Below are 17,829 nucleotides of genomic sequence, written 5' to 3'. Positions count from 1 at the left end.
AATGGAGGCGAAGCGCCTCAAGGAGCCATGTCCGGTGTTTCACGCGATAGTGTCCATTAAAAAATGATGGACACTATTTTCCCGGAACCGGAGCCCGCTGCACAGACGGTTTAAATGTGACGCTTACTCATAACGTGCGGTAACGTTTGCCTGCCTGTGGCGCCATTTTGACTGGCGCTGAGGGGAGCATCGGTCACGTTGAATGTCTGAACGTCTCACTATGTTGAGGGGGAAGCGTTGGGTGGTGGTGGCAGGATGCGTTTTTTTGCCGGTCAGCGCTAAACGGACAGATTACTCTTCATTCTTCCCGCCCCGGATCAGCGAAATGGCAGAGAAGCTATGGCATGCCATTGGTCACCTGAGCCTGCTACGAGCAGGGTGAATATTCTGTCACGCGAAAGGGTAAAAGACCGGCATTTCTACAATCTGAAAGGTGCGATACCTTTTGCCCCCGCGTCAGTTGGGCGACCTGTAATGGCGATATGAGGATGACGTTAACTGATACGAAACAGGGCGGTATCAACCGCCCTGTTTCTGTGAGTTAACCTGTATTACGCATCCCTGCAGCGACACCGGCAATCGTTACCATCAGCGCCTGTTCGACGCGCGCATCCGGTTCTTCACCACGGGCTTCCTGTGCACGTGAACGGTGAAGCAGCTCTGCCTGGAGTACGTTCAGGGGATCGGTATAAACGTTACGCAGGGCAATCGATTCGGCAATCCACGGCTGGTCCGCCATCAGATGGGAATCGTTGGCGATGGTCAGCACCGCTTTAATATCGGCATCCAGCTGGTCACGCAGCTGTTTACCTAATGGCCATAACGATTTATCAACCAGTCGCTGATCGTAATACTCCGCCAGCCACAGGTCTGCTTTCGAAAACACCATTTCCAGCATACCAAGGCGGGTTGAGAAAAAAGGCCAGTCGCGGCACATGGCCTCAAGCTGATCCTGATGGCCTGCCAGCATCGCCTGCTGCAGGGCGGCGCCCGCGCCCAGCCAGGCGGGTAACATCAGGCGGTTTTGCGTCCAGGCAAAAATCCAGGGAATGGCGCGCAGGGATTCCACACCGCCCGTCGGACGACGCTTCGCCGGACGAGAGCCCAGGGGCAGCTTGCCCAGTTCCTGCTCAGGGGTTGCGGAACGGAAGTAAGGCACAAAATCCTTATTCTCACGCACATAACCCCGGTACATGGCGCAGGAGTCGGCAGAAAGCTGGTTCATGATATTACGCCATTCCGGTTTGGGTTCCGGCGGCGGCATCAGGTTGGCTTCCAGAATCGCGCCGGTATAAAGCGACAGGCTGGCGATAGTGACTTCCGGCAAGCCGTACTTGAAGCGAATCATTTCGCCCTGTTCCGTCACGCGCAGGCCGCCTTTGAGGCTGCCTGGCGGCTGGGACAGCAGTGCGGCATGCGCGGGTGCACCACCGCGGCCGATGGTGCCGCCGCGTCCGTGGAATAGCGTGAGGGAAACGCCCGCCTTTTCGCAGGTTTTAATCAGTGCATCCTGTGCCTGGTATTGTGCCCAGCTGGCGGCCATCACGCCGGCATCTTTCGCCGAGTCGGAATAGCCAATCATGACCATTTGTTTGCCCTGAATAAAACCACGGTACCAGTCGATGTTAAGCAGTTTGCTCATCACATCATTGGCATTGTTCAGGTCATCCAGGGTTTCAAACAGGGGAGCAACCGGCATAGCGAACGGAATGCCAGCCTCTTTCAGTAACAGATGGACGGCAAGGACATCAGACGGCGTTTTCGCCATCGAAATGACATAGGCTGCGATAGAGCCCTGGGGCGCTTCTGCCACTACTTTGCAGGTTTCCAGCACTTCGCGGGTTTCGTCACTCGGTTCCCAACTGCGAGGAAGTAAAGGGCGCTTGGAGTTCAGCTCACGGATAAGAAAAGCCTGCTTGTCGGCTTCCGACCAGCTTTCATAATCGCCCAGGCCCAGATAGCGGGTAATTTCAGCGATAGCTTCAGTGTGACGGGTGCTTTCCTGACGGACGTCGATGCGAACCAGCGGCACGCCAAAGCATTTCACACGGCGCAGCGTATCCAGTAACTGACCGTTGGCAATAATGCCCATGCCGCACTGCTGCAGGGACTGATAGATAGCGAAAAGCGGATCCCACAACTGCGCGTTGGAGACCAGCAGGTCTGCCGGGCGGGGCAAGCGCTCGCCTTTCAGGCGGCGCTCCAGGTAAGCCTGGGTAGACATTAGCTGACTGCGCAGACGCTTTAAGATCACGCGATACGGCTCCAGCGCTTCAGGATCGCCACTCAGCTCGGCAACTTCCTGACTGCATTCGGACATCGACAGTTCCGAAATCAACACGCCAATATCGCGCAGAAACAGATCGGTGGCTTTCCAGCGGCTGAGCTGCATAACATGGCGGGTAATGGCGGCGGTGACGTTCGGGTTACCGTCACGGTCTCCGCCCATCCAGGAGGTGAACTGCACCGGCACAAAATCAACCGGTAACTTAATGCCAAACGTCTCTTCTACCTGCTCATTCAGCTCACGCAAAAATGCAGGTACACCTTCCCACAGGCTGTTTTCAACGACGGCAAATCCCCACTTGGCTTCATCAACCGGCGTGGGACGGTATTTACGGATCTCATCCGTATGCCAGGCCTGCGCGACCAGTTGGCGCAGGCGGCGCATAATCTGGTTGCGTTCGTATTCAGAGATATCGCTGTGGTCGAGCTGTTCAAGACAGCTGTTGACCTCGCCCAGTTTGTGAATCAGCGTGCGGCGTGTAATTTCAGTAGGGTGCGCGGTTAAAACCAGTTCCAGGGAAAGTGATTCAATGGCTTTATGAATCGCACTTTCACTGAGATTATTTTGCTTGAGGGTTTCAAATGTTTTTTTCAACAGTTCAGGGTGGTTTGCGCCATCGCCGCTGCGGGAAATCGTTTGATACTGCTCAGCCACGTTAGTGAGGTTGAGGAACTGACTAAAGGCACGCGCCACGGGCAATAACTCGTCATTTGACAGGTTTTGCAGCGTATTCAGCAATTCCTTACGATGAGTGTCATTTCCTGCACGGGATGACTTAGAGAGTTTACGGATGGTTTCCACCTGGCCCAGGATATTCTCTCCCAGCGCATCCTTAATCGTATCCCCGAGCAGTTTGCCGAGCATACTGACATTACTTCGCATTGCGGAATATTGTTCGTTCATGTGACCCTGACACCCTTATCGTCTTGATAAACCGCTATACCCGGCCTTTTCAGGCAGCAGAAAAGCCAGCAACGTCGTCCTCCCGGCTCTGACCGGGGTTCTTCAGTTGCTGCCCGTCGCAAGCTGAATAAAGTGGGATGATTGCCCAGTGGGTATAACATCGTCTTTTATCTAGCCACGTAATCAGGCGTTCGTCAAATGACTTAAAGTGAGGGAAACGTGCAGCTAACTGACGGAAATTCATGGAATTTGATAGCGGCGAAGCGGGATAAGTTATTCTTATTATCAAATCCCACAGATTGGCAGGGCATTTTGCTGTTAATACAGTGAAATGCCCCGTTTGATGATAATTAGTGACAGAAATGCTGCACAACCTGAGCGATTAAGGCGCGCGTAGGCTGAATAAATGCGGTATCGATAAATTCGTCCGGCTGATGCGCCTGGTTGATAGAACCCGGGCCCAGCACCAGCGTTGGACAAAGTTGCTGGATAAACGGGGCTTCAGTGCAATAATTCACCACTTCTGTCGGTGTACCCAGCAGTTTTTCCACCACCTTGACCAGCTCGTGGTCAACCGGACATTCATAGCCCGGAATCGGTGGATGCAATTCTTCGATGGTAATCCGTCCCGGCCAGCGTTCGCTCACCGGCGCCAGTGCCTCATTCAGCAGCGCGTCAAGATCGCTCAGCGTCAGCCCCGGCAAAGGGCGGATGTCCATGTGCAATTCGCAGCAGGCGCAGATACGGTTTGCTGCATCACCGCCATGAATATGACCAAAGTTCATTGTGGGATAAGGAATCGCAAAACCATCATGGTTGTAACGGGATTTCAGCGTATTGCGCAGTTGCATGAGTTCGGTAATCGACTCATGCATCAGCTCAATGGCGTTGACGCCGCGAGCCGGATCGCTGGAATGGCCGGATTGACCCTGAATACGAATCGCATTCGAGATATGTCCTTTGTGCGCACGAACAGGTTTCAGCGACGTCGGTTCGCCAATAATGGCGCAGTCAGGGCGAAGCTGTGTGGATGCGGCAAAATATGACGCGCCCGCCATGGTGGTTTCTTCATCAGCGGTGGCCAGAATATAAAGCGGCTTACTCAGGGCTGTCACATCCACATCACGGAGCGTGTCCAGAATAAACGCGAAGAAGCCTTTCATATCGGCGGTACCCAGACCGTACAACTTATTGTCGTGCTCGGTCAGGGTAAAGGGATCGCGAGTCCAGCGACCATCATCAAACGGAACGGTATCGGTGTGCCCGGCAAGCAGCAGACCGCCCGCACCGCTTCCGGTGCGCGCCAGCATATTAAATTTATGCCGCGTGCCCGGCACGGGTTGGACTTCCACGGTAAAACCCAGGTCACGGAACCAGCCAGCCAGTAAATTGATTAAAGTTTCATTGCTCTGATCGAGAGCGGCATCGGTTGCGCTGATAGACGGTGTTGCGATCAACTGGCGGTAGAGTTCGATAAAAGGCGGTAATTTTGTCTTCACTGTTGACGGTCCTTGAGTTAGGATGTATCAATATTCATGCATTTATAGTGAATAAAAATACATTAACGTCGTGTGCATGTGAACCTTAAATCGCTGCAAACGACATCGTGGGCAACGGGGCAAGGCCGCGACCCGGAACGTGTGACTGTAATAAAGGTATACAGCCTGATGTTGAATACGCTGATCGTTGGTGCCAGTGGTTACGCTGGCGTAGAGCTTGCCACCTTCCTTAATCGCCATCCACATATCAACATAACCGCTTTGGCGGTGTCTGCGCAAAGTCCCGATGCGGGTAAGCGCTTGTCCGATCTTCATCCACAGCTGAAAGGCGTGGTGGATCTGCCGCTGCAGCCACTGAGCCGCGCCGACGAATGGGCAGATAAAGTTGATGTGGTGTTTCTGGCGACGGCCCACGAAGTCAGCCACGACCTGGCGCCTGAATTTCTGAAAGCTGGCTGCGTCGTGTTCGATCTGTCCGGCGCTTTCCGCGTCAACGACGGCGAGTTTTACACGCAGTTTTATGGCTTCACGCACCAGCATGGGGACTGGCTGGATAAAGCCGTTTACGGTCTGGCGGAGTTCCAGCAGGAAAAAATCAAAGAAGCACAGCTGATTGCCGTCCCTGGCTGCTATCCCACCGCCTCTCAGTTGGCACTCAAGCCGTTGGTGGATGCCGGTTTACTGAATGAGGCGCAGTGGCCGGTCATCAATGCCACCAGTGGCGTCAGTGGAGCAGGGCGCAAAGCGAATGTTGGTACCAGCTTCTGTGAAGTCAGTCTGCAGCCTTACGGTATTTTTAATCATCGTCATCATCCTGAAATTGTGGCGCACCTGGGTACACCGGTAATTTTTACGCCGCACCTGGGCAGTTTCCCGCGTGGCATCCTGGCCACGATCACCTGCCGTCTTAATGCCGGCGTCAGCCGTGATGATGTCGCTGAGGTCTTTCACAATGCCTACCACGATAAGCCGCTGGTACGCGTTTACGAGCAAGGCGTACCGGCACTGAAAGCCGTGGTCGGTCTGCCTTATTGTGATATTGGCTTTGCCGTACAGGGCGAACACCTGATTGTGGTGGCTGCTGAAGATAACCTGCTTAAAGGGGCAGCCTCTCAGGCAGTACAGTGCCTTAATATTCGTTTCGGTTTCCCTGAAACGCAGTCACTGATTTAACGGACGACTAAACCATGACTAATCCATTAATTATCAAGCTGGGCGGTGTGCTGTTAGACAGCGAAGAAGCACTGGCCCGTTTATTTGACGCGTTGCTGGCCTACCGTTCTGCTCATCAGCGCCCCCTGATTATCGTTCACGGTGGCGGTTGCCTGGTCGATGAACTGATGAAAAAACTGGCGCTGCCGGTGCAAAAGAAGAACGGTTTGCGTGTTACGCCTGCCGATCAGATTGACATCATCACCGGCGCACTGGCTGGTACCGCCAATAAAACGCTGTTGGCCTGGGCGAAAAAATACGGCATTCAGGCCGTCGGTCTGTGTCTGGGCGATGCGGGCCTGGTCAATGTCACCCAGTTAGATGAAGCGCTGGGCCATGTGGGCAACGCAACGCCGGGCAATCCTGCATTAATTAACACGCTGCTGGGTGCAGGTTACATGCCCGTTGTCAGTTCAATCGGCATCACCGACAGCGGTGAGCTTATGAACGTCAATGCCGATCAGGCTGCCACAGCGCTGGCCTCAACGCTGGGTGCTGACTTAGTCTTGTTATCGGACGTCAGCGGCATTCTTGATGGCAAAGGTCAGCGCATCGAAGAAATGACGGCAGATAAAGCAGAACAGCTGATCGCTCAGGGCATCATCACCGATGGCATGATTGTCAAAGTGAACGCTGCGCTGGATGCGGCACGCACGCTGGGCCGTCCGGTCGATATTGCCAGCTGGCGTCATGCCGAGCAGTTACCTACCCTTTTTAACGGCGTGTCCATTGGCACCCGGATTCTCGCTTAACGACTCAGATTCAAGGATTACGAAATGCAAACGCAAAACATCAAAAAAATCGTACTGGCTTACTCCGGTGGTCTGGATACTTCGGCCATTATTCCCTGGCTGAAAGAAAACTATGGCGGCTGTGAAGTGGTCGCGTTCGTGGCGGATATCGGTCAGGAACGTAGCGATCTGGAAGGCGTTGATAAGAAAGCGCTGCAGTCAGGTGCATCAGAATGTCACGTTGTCGATCTGCGTGAAGAGTTTATCAGTGACTACGTTTATCCGGTGCTGCAGACCGGGGCCCTGTATGAAGGGACGTATCTGCTGGGTACCTCAATGGCGCGTCCTATCATCGCGAAAGCCCAGGTTGAGCTGGCGCTGAAAGTGGGTGCTGATGCGCTGTGCCACGGTGCCACGGGTAAAGGTAATGACCAGGTGCGTTTCGAAACCACTTACACCGCACTGGCGCCGCAGCTGAAAGTGGTGGCGCCATGGCGCGAGTGGGATCTGCGTTCGCGTGAAGCGCTGCTGGATTATCTGAAAGCGCGTAACATCCCTACCACCGCGTCGCTGGAAAAAATCTACAGCCGTGATGAAAACGCCTGGCACATTTCTACCGAAGGCGGTGTGCTGGAAAGCCCGTCTAACGCACCTAACAAAGATTGCTGGGTCTGGACTGTCGATCCGCTGGAAGCGCCCGATCAGCCAGAAGACGTGACAGTAACCGTTGAAAAAGGCCGCGTGGTGGCGGTGAACGGTGAAAGACTGAGCCCGTTCCAGTGTCTGGAAAAACTGAACGTGCTGGGCGCAAAACACGGCGTGGGCCGTATTGATATCGTTGAAAACCGTCTGGTAGGCATTAAATCACGCGGCTGTTACGAAACCCCTGGCGGCACCATTATGGTTAACGCGCTGCGTGCGGTAGAGCAACTGGTTCTGGATCGCGACAGCTTCAAATGGCGTGAGCAGTTGGGCCATGAAATGTCTTATGTGGTTTACGATGGTCGCTGGTTTGCACCGCTGCGTAAGTCTATCCAGGCGGCGGCAGAGTCGCTGGCGGAAGAGGTTAACGGCGAAGTGGTTCTGCAACTCTACAAAGGTCAGGCCACGGCGACGCAGAAGCGTTCAGCTAACAGCCTGTATTCCGAAGAGTTCGCGACCTTCGGCGAAGACGAAGTTTACGATCATCGTCATGCAGGCGGCTTTATCCGTCTGTTCTCACTCTCTTCACGTATCCGTGCGCTGAACGAGCAGAAAAAGTAATCGCAGGCGGGGATCGCCTCGCCTCTCAGTATGACATCAGGGGCGGCTTTCAGGCCGCCCCTGGTTTAACGACTTGAAGGAGATTCACATGGCACTTTGGGGTGGACGCTTTACCCAGGCAGCAGATCAACGTTTCAAACAGTTCAACGACTCGCTGCGTTTTGATTACCGCCTGGCAGAGCAGGACATCATTGGCTCAGTGGCCTGGTCCAAAGCGCTGGTGACGGTAAATGTCCTGAGCAGTGATGAGCAGCAGCAGCTTGAAGCCGCACTGAACGCACTGCTGGAGGAGGTTCGTGCCAATCCTGAGCAAATCCTGCAAAGCGATGCCGAAGATATTCACAGCTGGGTTGAAGGCCAGTTGATTGAGAAAGTCGGTGCGCTGGGCAAAAAACTGCACACCGGCCGTAGCCGCAATGATCAGGTGGCGACCGACCTGAAACTCTGGTGTAAAGAGCAGGTTGCCGCACTGCTGGATGCCACACGTGAGCTGCAGCAGGCGCTGGTGGCGACTGCCGAAGTCAATCAGGACGCGGTGATGCCGGGCTATACACATTTACAGCGTGCACAGCCGGTGACGTTTGCACACTGGTGCCTCGCTTACGTTGAAATGCTGGCGCGCGATGAAAGCCGTTTGCAGGATACGTTAAAGCGTCTTGATGTCAGCCCGTTAGGTTGTGGTGCACTGGCCGGAACGGCTTACGCTATTGACCGTGAGCAACTGGCAGGCTGGTTAGGCTTCGCGTCTGCAACGCGTAACAGCCTGGATACCGTATCCGACCGTGATCATGTGCTGGAGCTGCTTTCCGATGCGTCAATCGGCATGGTGCACCTTTCACGTTTTGCGGAAGACATGATTTTCTTCAATACCGGCGAAGCCGGCTTTATCGAACTCTCGGATAAAGTCACCTCAGGTTCGTCCCTGATGCCACAGAAGAAAAATCCGGATGCACTGGAGCTGATCCGTGGAAAATGCGGGCGGGTTCAGGGCGCGTTAACCGGCATGATGATGACGCTGAAAGGCCTGCCGCTTGCCTATAACAAAGACATGCAGGAAGACAAAGAAGGGCTGTTTGATGCGCTGTATACCTGGCTGGACTGCCTGCATATGTCCGTGCTGGTGCTGGAAGGTTTGCAGGTAAAACGTCCTCGCTGCCAGGAAGCGGCCGAACAGGGTTACGCAAACTCAACGGAACTGGCCGATTATCTCGTGGCAAAAGGCGTTCCCTTCCGTGAAGCGCACCATATCGTGGGAGAAACGGTCGTTGCAGCGATCGCGCAAGGTGTGGCACTGGAAGCCTTGTCGTTATCTCAGCTTAAGCAGTTCAGTGCTGTTATCGAAGACGATGTCTATCCGGTGCTGGCCCTGTCATCCTGCCTGGATAAGCGCAATGCGCAGGGAGGCGTTTCACCGTCTCAGGTTGCCCGTGCCATTGCGGATGCCAAAGCGCGCTTAGCCTGAGTCGCAGATAAAAAAAGAGCGGGCATACCATGCCCGCCAACCTCTAGCTTCAGAAACTACTTTTATTTTAGGCACATCATCAGACCATCGGTGCTCCCGACCGATGTTCAGATTCGTTACGCTTGTCGTCTGGCCTGCGCCTGTTCAGTTTTTTGTTTTATCAGCGTTGCCAGAAGATTTGCGTCAGCTAAAAACAGCGGATAACGCTGTCTTTATGATTCAGAAAACATTTCCCTGGGTGGCGATGAGTCTGAATTTGATGTGGGCATTATTCCCATCCGCTCTTGATAGGGCCAATCGTTGGTTGCTATTCTATCTATCGCCACGAGCTATCGTGGAATGGAGGGTAATAATGAATATCCGTGATCTTGAATATCTGGTTTCGCTTGCTGAACATCGTCACTTCCGACGTGCGGCGGATGCCTGTCATGTCAGTCAGCCGACCTTAAGCGGGCAGATTCGCAAATTAGAAGATGAGTTAGGTGTCATGCTGCTGGAACGTACCAGCCGCAAAGTACTGTTTACGCAGGCCGGTTTGCTGCTGGTCGACCAGGCGCGTACTGTCCTTCGTGAAGTCAAAGTGCTGAAAGAGATGGCCAGTCAGCAGGGCGAAGCGATGTCAGGACCACTGCATATTGGGCTGATTCCCACCACCGGTCCGTATTTACTGCCGCAAATTATTCCTATGCTGCATCAGACTTTTCCAAAGCTGGAAATGTACCTGCATGAAGCACAGACCCAGCAATTGCTGGCTCAGCTCGACAGCGGCAAACTGGACTGCGCGATTCTGGCGCTGGTCAAAGAAAGCGAAGCCTTTATTGAGGTCCCGCTGTTCGATGAACCGATGAAGCTGGCGGTTTATGAGGATCATCCGTGGCGCGAACGCGATCGTGTGCCAATGTCCGATCTGGCCGGTGAAAAACTGCTGATGCTGGAAGACGGCCACTGCCTGCGCGATCAGGCCATGGGTTTTTGTTTTGAAGCGGGTGCAGACGAAGATACCCATTTCCGTGCGACAAGCCTGGAAACGTTGCGCAATATGGTCGCGGCAGGAAGCGGTATTACGTTACTGCCTGCTCTGGCTGTCCCGCCACAGCGTGTGCGGGATGGGGTTTGTTATCTGCCCTGTTATAAGCCGGTACCACAGCGTACGATTGCGCTGGTTTACCGTCCCGGCTCACCTCTGCGCAGCCGTTATGAACAACTGGCAGAGGCAATCCGCACACATATGCAAGGCTATTTCGATACCACGCTAAAACAGGCGGTTTAAACCGTTTAGCGCGGCGACGCGATACGCTTCTGCCATGGTCGGGTAGTTAAAGGTGGTATTCACAAAGTACTCAATTGTGTTGCCACCATTTTTTTGCTCCATGATCGCCTGACCGATATGGATAATCTCCGCAGCACGTTCCCCAAAGCAGTGAATGCCCAGAATCTCTTTGGTTTCACGGTGGAACAGGATCTTCAGACTACCGACGTTCATCCCCACAATCTGCGCACGCGCCAGATGTTTAAACTGCGCACGTCCCACTTCGTAAGGCACTTTCATCGCCGTGAGCTGCTGTTCGGTTTTGCCTACAGAGCTGATTTCCGGAATGGTATAAATCCCGGTCGGAATGTCTTCGATCAGGTGCGCTGAGGCTTCGCCTTTAATGATGGCCTGTGCGGCAATACGGCCCTGATCGTAAGCAGCGGAGGCCAGGCTGGGGTAACCAATGACGTCGCCCACTGCATAAATGTGCGGCTGCGCTGTCTGATACATGCTGTTCACTTTCAACAGCCCACGGCCATCCGCTTCCAGACCAACATTTTCCAGCGACAGTGAATCGGTGTTACCTGTACGGCCGTTCGCATACAGCAGGCAGTCCGCTTTGACTTTCTTGCCGGATTTCAGGTGCATGATAACGCCGTCATCCACGCCTTCAATCTTCTCAAACTCTTCGTTGTGACGAATCACCACGCCGCTGTTCCAGAAGTGATAAGACAGCGAGTCAGACATCTCCTGATCAAGGAACGCCAGCAGGCGGTCACGGGTGTTGATCAGGTCAACCTTGACGTTAAGCCCACGGAAAATGGAAGCATATTCACAGCCAATCACACCCGCGCCATAAATGATGACGTGGCCGGGTTCATGATGCAGGTTGAGAATAGAATCGGAATCGTAAATACGTGGATGGGTAAAGTCGACATCATGCGGATGATAAGGGCGCGAACCACAGGCAATAATAAATTTCCCGGCGGTCAGCTGTTCGCGCGTGCCATCATGATGTTCCACTTCAACCGTGTTGGCATCCACGAAATGCGCATTGCCCTGAAACAGCTCACAGCGATTGCGCTCGTAAAAACCCTGACGCATTGCGGTTTGTTGGCTGATCACGCTTTCCGTGTGATTGAGAATATCGGCAAACGATGAGCGGAGAAGGCGGGTATGGTCACTGTAGAGGGGATTCTGGTTGAACTCGATGATGCGGCTCACAGCATGACGAAGGGCTTTCGAGGGGATCGTACCCCAGTGTGTACAGCCGCCGCCTATGTTGTGATAGCGTTCGATAACCGCAATTCGGGCGCCTTGCTTCACCAGCCCCATCGCCGCACCTTCACCGCCTGGTCCTGATCCAATCACAATGACATCGTAATCGTAAGACTTTTGCATACCGGTACGTCCTATTATTTATACATTTTTACAACGAGATTCTAACATCTCGCCGCGCACTTCTGAATTCTAACAGCGATTTTCATCACGTTTTGGCTTTCAGTGAGGTTTAACACGTCGTCACAAAGTTTGCCGGACTGTACGCTGAATATTTTGTTATAGTGCTGTTTCAGAACCTCACAAGGCAGAGAGAATGGGCGTCAGAGCGCAACAAAAAGAACGTACACGACGTACACTGATTGAAGCTGCCTTCAGTCAGCTCAGCGCCGAACGCAGTTTTGCCAGTCTGAGTTTACGTGAGGTTGCCCGCGAGGCGGGCATCGCGCCAACCTCTTTTTATCGGCACTTTAAAGATGTCGATGAGCTGGGTTTAACCATGGTGGATGAAAGCGGGCTGATGCTGCGGCAGTTGATGCGACAGGCACGTCAACGTATTGCGAAAGGCGGCAGCATCATTAAAACCTCTATCGCCACCTTTATGGAGTTCATCGAAAATAACCCTAATGCGTTTCGGTTGCTGTTACGCGAACGTTCGGGGACGTCTGCGGCTTTCCGTGCGGCGGTTGCGCGTGAAATCCAACATTTTATTGCTGAACTGGCTGATTATCTTGAGGTCGAAAACCGCATGCCGCGCAGCTTCACCGAAGCGCAGGCTGAAGCGATGGTGACCATTGTCTTCAGTGCCGGTGCCGAGGCGCTGGATATTGATATAGCGCAGCGTCGTAAGCTGGAAGATCGCCTGGTATTGCAGTTACGTATGATCGCGAAGGGCGCGTATTACTGGTATCGCCGGGAACAAGAACGCCTGGCGGTAACCCTGGATAAACCTGAAGAGCTATGAATAAGGACCCTGCCATGACCCACCCAAGCTCCCGTGATAAAGGCACGATGTTACTGGCTTTTATTACCGGCCTTGCTATGAACGGCTCGTTCTCTGTGCTGTTTAGTGCTTTCGTTCCTTTTTCTATTTTCCCGTTGATTGCGTTGGGGCTGGCGGCATGGTGCCTGCATCAACGTTACCTGAATAAAAGTATGCCCGATGGGGTTCCGGGGCTGGCTGCGGCCTTCTTCCTGCTGGGAATCCTGGTGTACAGCGCATTAGTGCGTGCCGAATATCCGGATATCGGATCTAACTTTATCCCCACGATTCTTATGGTCGGGCTGGTGTTCTGGATTGCCCTGCGTTACAAGCGCAATCGCAACCGGTAATCACAAAAACGGGAACCCTTGGGTTCCCGTTTTTTTACGCTTTGCGCGTCAGTAGCACACCGCATTCCATATGATGGGTATACGGGAACTGGTCAAACAGGGCCAGTCGCGTGACATCATGGGTTTGCGCCAGCTCCAGCAGATTGTCACACAGGGTTTGCGGGTTGCAGGAAATATACAGGATCGTGCGATAAGCCTGCACCATCCTGACGGTTTCCTCATCCAGCCCACTGCGCGGCGGATCCACAAAGATCGTCTCGCAGTCATAACTCTTCAGGTCGATCCCCTCCAGCCGGTTAAAGCTGCGCACGCCGTTCATTGCCTGGGTAAACTCTTCGGCCGCCATGCGAATAATCTGGACATTATCAATCTGGTTGACGGCAATATTGTACTGGGCCGACGCGACGGATGGCTTGGCAATTTCCGTGGCCAGCACGCGGCGGAAATTTCTGGCCAGCGCCAGCGAGAAGTTGCCATTACCACAGTAGAGTTCCAGTAAATCGCCACGGGAACCCGTTGTCACATCCAGCGCCCATTCCAGCATATGAATGTTCATCGCCGCATTGGGTTGCGTGAAGCTGTTCTCCACCTGTCGATAAATCATCTCTTTACCGGCGACCGGCAAACGCTCTTCCACGTAATCCCGATCAAGGCAAATTTTGGTCTTAGTGGCGCGACCAATCAGCTGCACATCGACGCCTTCCGCCCGCAACTGATCGCGTAACGTTGTGGCTGCCTGCTGCCATTCCTCATCCAGCTTGCGGTGATAGAGCAGGGAGATGACGATTTGGTTGCTTAGCGTCGACAGATAATCAAGCTGAAACAGCTTATGGCGCAGGATGCGATTATCGCGAATGGCCGCCGTCATTTTCGGCATCATCTGGTTAATCAGGGCACTGGCCGCCGGGAACTGGTCAACGCGAATGCGCTGTTTCGTCTCCTGATCGAAAATGATGTGATAAATGTCGTCGCCATCATGCCAGATGCGGAATTCTGCACGCATGCGATAGTGGCTGACCGGTGAACGGAACACCTCCACGGCGGGTGCAGCGAAAGGCGTCATCATCGTTTCTAACCGACTGACTTTTTCCGCCAGCTGCGCGTCATACTGTTCAACAGGGAGATGTTCGGGTGTCATGTTTAATCCTGGTTAATAGCCTGCTTGCCGGGCGATTGTAGGGATTCACCTGCTGATGTCCAGTCCTGCGCGCGCGAGCAGAGCGTCGGGGTGTGCAGATCTGGACTTGCCCGTGCGCGCTTCGTAGACTGCGGGCATCGGCCTCAACCTTGAGTTAACAGGGAATCCAGTGTGAATCTGGAGCTGACGCGCAGCGGTAAGGAATGTCAGGGTGATTGCAATTGCAGACACTGTCCTGCGGGATGGGAAGTCATCACCTGCTATGATTCCCAGCCCGAAGACCTGCCGGTGTGACGTCGCCACGCGTACAGTCATCGCGTGCTATCGACTGTATGCCTGCGGCATCCTTTTTCTTTTGGATGCGATAAAAATGAGTAAAACAACAACCCCGCTGTTTGCCTTCAGTGCAACGGCGATTTTCCTCTGGGCGCAAAATGGCTTTGCACAGAGAAGTGATGATGCGCTCATCGTGACGGCTAATCGTTTTCAACAGCCGGTTTCGTCAGTACTGGCTTCAACCTCGGTGGTGACACGGGATGAGATTGACCTGTGGCAGGCAAAAAATCTGGTAGACGTGCTTCGTCGCCTGCCCGGCGTGGATATTGCGCAGAACGGTGGGATTGGGCAAAGCGCGTCAATGTTTGTGCGAGGCGCTGAAGCGCGCCAGACGTTGATTCTTGTGGATGGCGTGCCCTTTGCCAGACCGGGCATCACCGGTGCAGCGGACTTCAATCTGATTCCGATCTCCCTTATACAACGCGTTGAATTCATTCGCGGGCCGCGCTCCTCCGTCTATGGCGCTGATGCCATTGGCGGAGTGGTAAACGTGATTACTCAAAATCCACAAAATCACAATGTACTTTCTGCAGGCATGGGGTCAAAGGGATATCAGGAATACAGCGGGGGCGTAAACCAGAATGTGACCGACCAAACCCGCCTTACCGTCGCCGGTTCTTATCAGGCAACCAATGGCTATAACATCCAGCCTGATTCGACGTCTCCAGCCGATCGCGATCGTGATGGCTGGCGCAACAAAGCGTTCTGGGCAGGGGTTGAGCATAAGTTCAATGACATGTTTTCTGGTTTCTTTCGTGGTTATGGTTATGCGGCGAATACTGACTACGATGCTGGCTTCCTGGGCGGATCGGATGAGCAGCAGATTTATAACCACGCCTTTGATACCGGCCTGCGCTTTACTAAAGGTGATTATTCTTCTCAACTGGTCGCCAGCTACCAAAAGTACAAAATATATAATTATGTTGGCGCTGAGGGACGTTACGCAGACTCCAATACGCTGGATGATATGGATCAGCGCAACCTTCAATGGGGGAACGCCTTCGCAGTCGGTTATGGCACGGTGAGTACCGGGATTGACTGGCAGCGGCAAGCGTTGAGCTCAGTAGGCCAACTCTTTTCTGGCCAGCCCAGAGAAACGGACCGCTATAAGCAGGATAATACCGGGGCATATCTGACGACGCAGCAGCAATTGGGCACTGTTACGCTTGAAGGTGCTGTCCGGGGGGACGATAACCAGGATTATGGTCGTCATGGTACCTGGCAAACGGCGGCTGGATGGGAGTTTGTGCCGGGTTATAAGGCATCGCTCTCCTATGGCACCGGTTTCCAGGCACCGACGCTGGGGCAGCTTTATGGCCAAAAGCATTTTGGCATTAGCGCCAATCCCGATTTGCAGCCTGAGAAATCAAAACAATGGGAAGCTGCGCTCGAAGGGTTAAGTGGCCCCGTTAACTGGCGGCTGGCGGCCTACCGTAATCACGTCACGAACCTGATTGACTATGCGTCCGATCCGGTGACATTCCAGGGCGGCTATTTCAATCAGAAAGCGGTGACAATTAAAGGTATTGAAGCCACCGCGGACTTTGATACGTCCTTCCTGCATCATCAAATCACCTTAGGCTATCTTGATGCCCGACGCGATTCGGATGATGAAGTCCTGGCTCGCCGGTCTCGTCAACAGATGAAATATCAGTTGGGTGTAACGGTTTATAAGGCTGATATAGATGTTATTTACCAGTATTTTGGCAAGCGTTATGACAATAACACGAGCCAGTACACGAGTGAGCAGCGCCGTTTGCCGGCCTACAGCACCGTTGATCTCGCCGTATCGTATCCTGTCACATCACATCTGACCGTTCGTGGTAGAATTGCCAACCTGTTCGATAAAGATTACGAGACAGCGTATGGCTACCAGACTCCAGGAAGAGAGTATTACCTCAACGGAAGCTACAGCTTCTGACCTGCGCCCGACTGTGCTGGTGTTTGATTCCGGCGTAGGCGGGCTTTCTGTCTATGATGAGGTTCGGCAACTCCTGCCGGACCTGCATTATCTTTATGCGTTCGATAACGCTGGTTTTCCTTATGGTGAGAAAACCGAGACCTTTATTGTCGAGCGTGTTGTTGCGATGGTTGATGCCATTACTCGCCGTCATCCCATTTCTCTCGTCATTATTGCCTGTAATACCGCCAGCACCGTCACTTTGCCTGCATTACGTGAGCGATTTGCCTTTCCGGTTGTCGGCGTTGTACCGGCAATCAAACCGGCTGCACGCCTTACACGTAACGGTGTGGTCGGGCTGCTGGCGACGCGCGCAACGGTCCGGCGTTCGTACACGCATGATCTGGTGTCGCAGTTTGCTAAAACCTGCAAGATTGAAATGCTGGGCTCAGCCGAGCTGGTGGAGTTAGCCGAAGCCAAGCTTCATGGCGATAAGGTTTCACTGGATGATGTCAGGCGCATTGTGCAACCCTGGTTACGTATGACGGAGCCACCGGATACTGTCGTATTAGGCTGCACGCACTTTCCTTTACTTCGCGATGAGCTTCAGCATGTCCTGCCTGAAGGTACGCGTTTGATTGACTCCGGTGCCGCAATAGCCAGACGTACTGCCTGGCTACTGGACAATGAAGCACCCGAAGTCCGCTCGCCGGATCAAAACATGGCGTTTTGCACTGAGCTGGATGAAGAGGCGGCGCAATTATCGTCGGTTTTACAGCGTTATGGCTTCCCGTTGCTTGAAAAACTGGCGCTTTAGCGGGTTTTTGCTGAAAAAAACAGCACTCGAAAAATTAATTGAAATTAGCCCTTGTCAGCTTCGAAGAACTCCCTATAATGCGCCTCCACTGACACGGCACAACGCAATACGAAGCGCCGGGTTGAGTAAGGTTCAGAATCATTCGAACCGATAAGTTTAGCAAAAATAAGTGCTTGACTCATAAAGCGGAAAGCGTAATATATGCAGCCCGCGCCACAGAGAAGTGTGGCACTGCTCTTTAACAATTTATCAGACAATCTGTGTGGGCACTCGCAGGATTGATATCCGCGTCTCCGGACGCAAAAAAATATCAAGTCTTAAGAGTGAACACGTATTGAAATTCATTACGACGTTTTCCTTGAGCATCGCTGCACTGGTTGCAGCAAATCAAACTTTAAATTGAAGAGTTTGATCATGGC

The 17,829-nt window shown here is 53.4% G+C and carries 13 protein-coding genes and 1 riboswitch; of the genes, 9 read left to right on the top strand and 4 right to left on the bottom strand.

What is annotated here, in order from left to right; all coding sequences use genetic code 11:
• Positions 1 to 541: 541 nt before the first annotated feature.
• Together ppc and argE are read right to left on the bottom strand one after the other, a co-directional pair.
• Entirely contained in the window at positions 542 to 3,190 is a 2,649-nt protein-coding gene (gene ppc, locus F7Q90_RS21235) for a phosphoenolpyruvate carboxylase (RefSeq protein WP_006121177.1), read from the bottom strand.
• A gap of 350 nt (positions 3,191 to 3,540) precedes the next feature.
• Positions 3,541 to 4,689, bottom strand: coding sequence for an acetylornithine deacetylase (argE, locus tag F7Q90_RS21230; RefSeq protein ID WP_006121176.1), 1,149 nt, complete (start codon positions 4,687 to 4,689; stop codon positions 3,541 to 3,543).
• A 168-nt stretch (positions 4,690 to 4,857) separates the two neighbouring features.
• Between argE and argC the strand changes: the two genes are divergently transcribed.
• The 5 genes from argC (at position 4,858) to oxyR (ending at position 10,627) form a co-directional block, all read left to right on the top strand.
• Positions 4,858 to 5,862 (top strand): N-acetyl-gamma-glutamyl-phosphate reductase, encoded by a 1,005-nt coding sequence (gene argC, locus F7Q90_RS21225; RefSeq protein WP_006121175.1) that lies wholly within the window; start codon positions 4,858 to 4,860, stop codon positions 5,860 to 5,862.
• Between the two features lie 14 nt (positions 5,863 to 5,876).
• Entirely contained in the window at positions 5,877 to 6,653 is a 777-nt protein-coding gene (gene argB / locus F7Q90_RS21220) for an acetylglutamate kinase (protein ID WP_006121174.1), read from the top strand.
• Positions 6,654 to 6,677: 24 nt separating this feature from the next.
• A complete protein-coding gene (locus F7Q90_RS21215; RefSeq protein ID WP_006121173.1) occupies positions 6,678 to 7,895 on the top strand; it encodes an argininosuccinate synthase in 1,218 nt (405 codons plus the stop codon).
• 88 nt (positions 7,896 to 7,983) lie between these two features.
• Complete coding sequence (gene argH, locus F7Q90_RS21210) at positions 7,984 to 9,357, top strand: argininosuccinate lyase (RefSeq protein ID WP_006121172.1); 1,374 nt, start codon at positions 7,984 to 7,986, stop codon at positions 9,355 to 9,357.
• Positions 9,358 to 9,709: 352 nt separating this feature from the next.
• A complete protein-coding gene (gene oxyR, locus F7Q90_RS21205; RefSeq protein ID WP_006121171.1) occupies positions 9,710 to 10,627 on the top strand; it encodes a DNA-binding transcriptional regulator OxyR in 918 nt (305 codons plus the stop codon).
• Here oxyR and sthA read toward each other — a convergent pair.
• The gene (gene sthA, locus F7Q90_RS21200) at positions 10,610 to 12,010 is read right to left on the bottom strand and encodes a Si-specific NAD(P)(+) transhydrogenase (RefSeq protein ID WP_006121170.1); all 1,401 of its coding nucleotides are present in this window, start codon (positions 12,008 to 12,010) and stop codon (positions 10,610 to 10,612) included. The two genes, oxyR and sthA, sit on opposite strands and share 18 nt — an antisense overlap.
• 193 nt (positions 12,011 to 12,203) lie before the next feature.
• Here sthA and fabR point away from each other — a divergent pair, with 193 nt between their 5' ends.
• Together fabR and F7Q90_RS21190 are read left to right on the top strand one after the other, a co-directional pair.
• Positions 12,204 to 12,851, top strand: coding sequence for an HTH-type transcriptional repressor FabR (gene fabR, locus F7Q90_RS21195; protein WP_006121169.1), 648 nt, complete (start codon positions 12,204 to 12,206; stop codon positions 12,849 to 12,851).
• A gap of 14 nt (positions 12,852 to 12,865) precedes the next feature.
• Positions 12,866 to 13,219 (top strand): YijD family membrane protein, encoded by a 354-nt coding sequence (locus F7Q90_RS21190; RefSeq protein ID WP_006121168.1) that lies wholly within the window; start codon positions 12,866 to 12,868, stop codon positions 13,217 to 13,219.
• Positions 13,220 to 13,253: 34 nt separating this feature from the next.
• Here F7Q90_RS21190 and trmA read toward each other — a convergent pair whose 3' ends face one another.
• The gene (gene trmA, locus F7Q90_RS21185; RefSeq protein ID WP_006121167.1) at positions 13,254 to 14,357 is read right to left on the bottom strand and encodes a tRNA (uridine(54)-C5)-methyltransferase TrmA; all 1,104 of its coding nucleotides are present in this window, start codon (positions 14,355 to 14,357) and stop codon (positions 13,254 to 13,256) included.
• A 121-nt stretch (positions 14,358 to 14,478) separates the two neighbouring features.
• A riboswitch (cobalamin riboswitch) is annotated at positions 14,479 to 14,661 on the top strand.
• Positions 14,662 to 14,727: 66 nt separating this feature from the next.
• Between trmA and btuB the strand changes: the two genes are divergently transcribed.
• Both btuB and murI read left to right on the top strand, forming a co-directional pair.
• Positions 14,728 to 16,614 (top strand): TonB-dependent vitamin B12 receptor BtuB, encoded by a 1,887-nt coding sequence (gene btuB, locus F7Q90_RS21180; RefSeq protein WP_006121166.1) that lies wholly within the window; start codon positions 14,728 to 14,730, stop codon positions 16,612 to 16,614.
• On the top strand, positions 16,559 to 17,410 hold the full coding sequence (gene murI / locus F7Q90_RS21175) for a glutamate racemase (protein ID WP_006121165.1): 852 nt from the start codon (positions 16,559 to 16,561) through the stop codon (positions 17,408 to 17,410). The genes btuB and murI overlap by 56 nt, the downstream gene beginning before the upstream one ends.
• Positions 17,411 to 17,829: the final 419 nt, after the last annotated feature.

The sequence above is a fragment of the Pantoea stewartii subsp. stewartii genome (assembly GCF_008801695.1).
GTDB classification, from domain to species: domain Bacteria; phylum Pseudomonadota; class Gammaproteobacteria; order Enterobacterales; family Enterobacteriaceae; genus Pantoea; species Pantoea stewartii.
The sequence above is the reverse complement of the archived record's forward strand: the minus strand, read 5'-3'. Positions and strand labels throughout refer to the sequence as shown.

Excerpts from the sequence above, each read along its gene's own strand:
- ppc (WP_006121177.1), bottom strand. The coding sequence starts at position 3,190 with ATGAACGAACAATATTCCGCAATGCGAAGTAATGTCAGTATGCTCGGC.
- argC (WP_006121175.1), top strand. The coding sequence starts at position 4,858 with ATGTTGAATACGCTGATCGTTGGTGCCAGTGGTTACGCTGGCGTAGAG.
- argB (WP_006121174.1), top strand. The coding sequence starts at position 5,877 with ATGACTAATCCATTAATTATCAAGCTGGGCGGTGTGCTGTTAGACAGC.
- F7Q90_RS21215 (WP_006121173.1), top strand. The coding sequence starts at position 6,678 with ATGCAAACGCAAAACATCAAAAAAATCGTACTGGCTTACTCCGGTGGT.
- argH (WP_006121172.1), top strand. The coding sequence starts at position 7,984 with ATGGCACTTTGGGGTGGACGCTTTACCCAGGCAGCAGATCAACGTTTC.
- oxyR (WP_006121171.1), top strand. The coding sequence starts at position 9,710 with ATGAATATCCGTGATCTTGAATATCTGGTTTCGCTTGCTGAACATCGT.
- sthA (WP_006121170.1), bottom strand. The coding sequence starts at position 12,010 with ATGCAAAAGTCTTACGATTACGATGTCATTGTGATTGGATCAGGACCA.
- fabR (WP_006121169.1), top strand. The coding sequence starts at position 12,204 with ATGGGCGTCAGAGCGCAACAAAAAGAACGTACACGACGTACACTGATT.
- F7Q90_RS21190 (WP_006121168.1), top strand. The coding sequence starts at position 12,866 with ATGACCCACCCAAGCTCCCGTGATAAAGGCACGATGTTACTGGCTTTT.
- trmA (WP_006121167.1), bottom strand. The coding sequence starts at position 14,357 with ATGACACCCGAACATCTCCCTGTTGAACAGTATGACGCGCAGCTGGCG.
- btuB (WP_006121166.1), top strand. The coding sequence starts at position 14,728 with ATGAGTAAAACAACAACCCCGCTGTTTGCCTTCAGTGCAACGGCGATT.
- murI (WP_006121165.1), top strand. The coding sequence starts at position 16,559 with ATGGCTACCAGACTCCAGGAAGAGAGTATTACCTCAACGGAAGCTACA.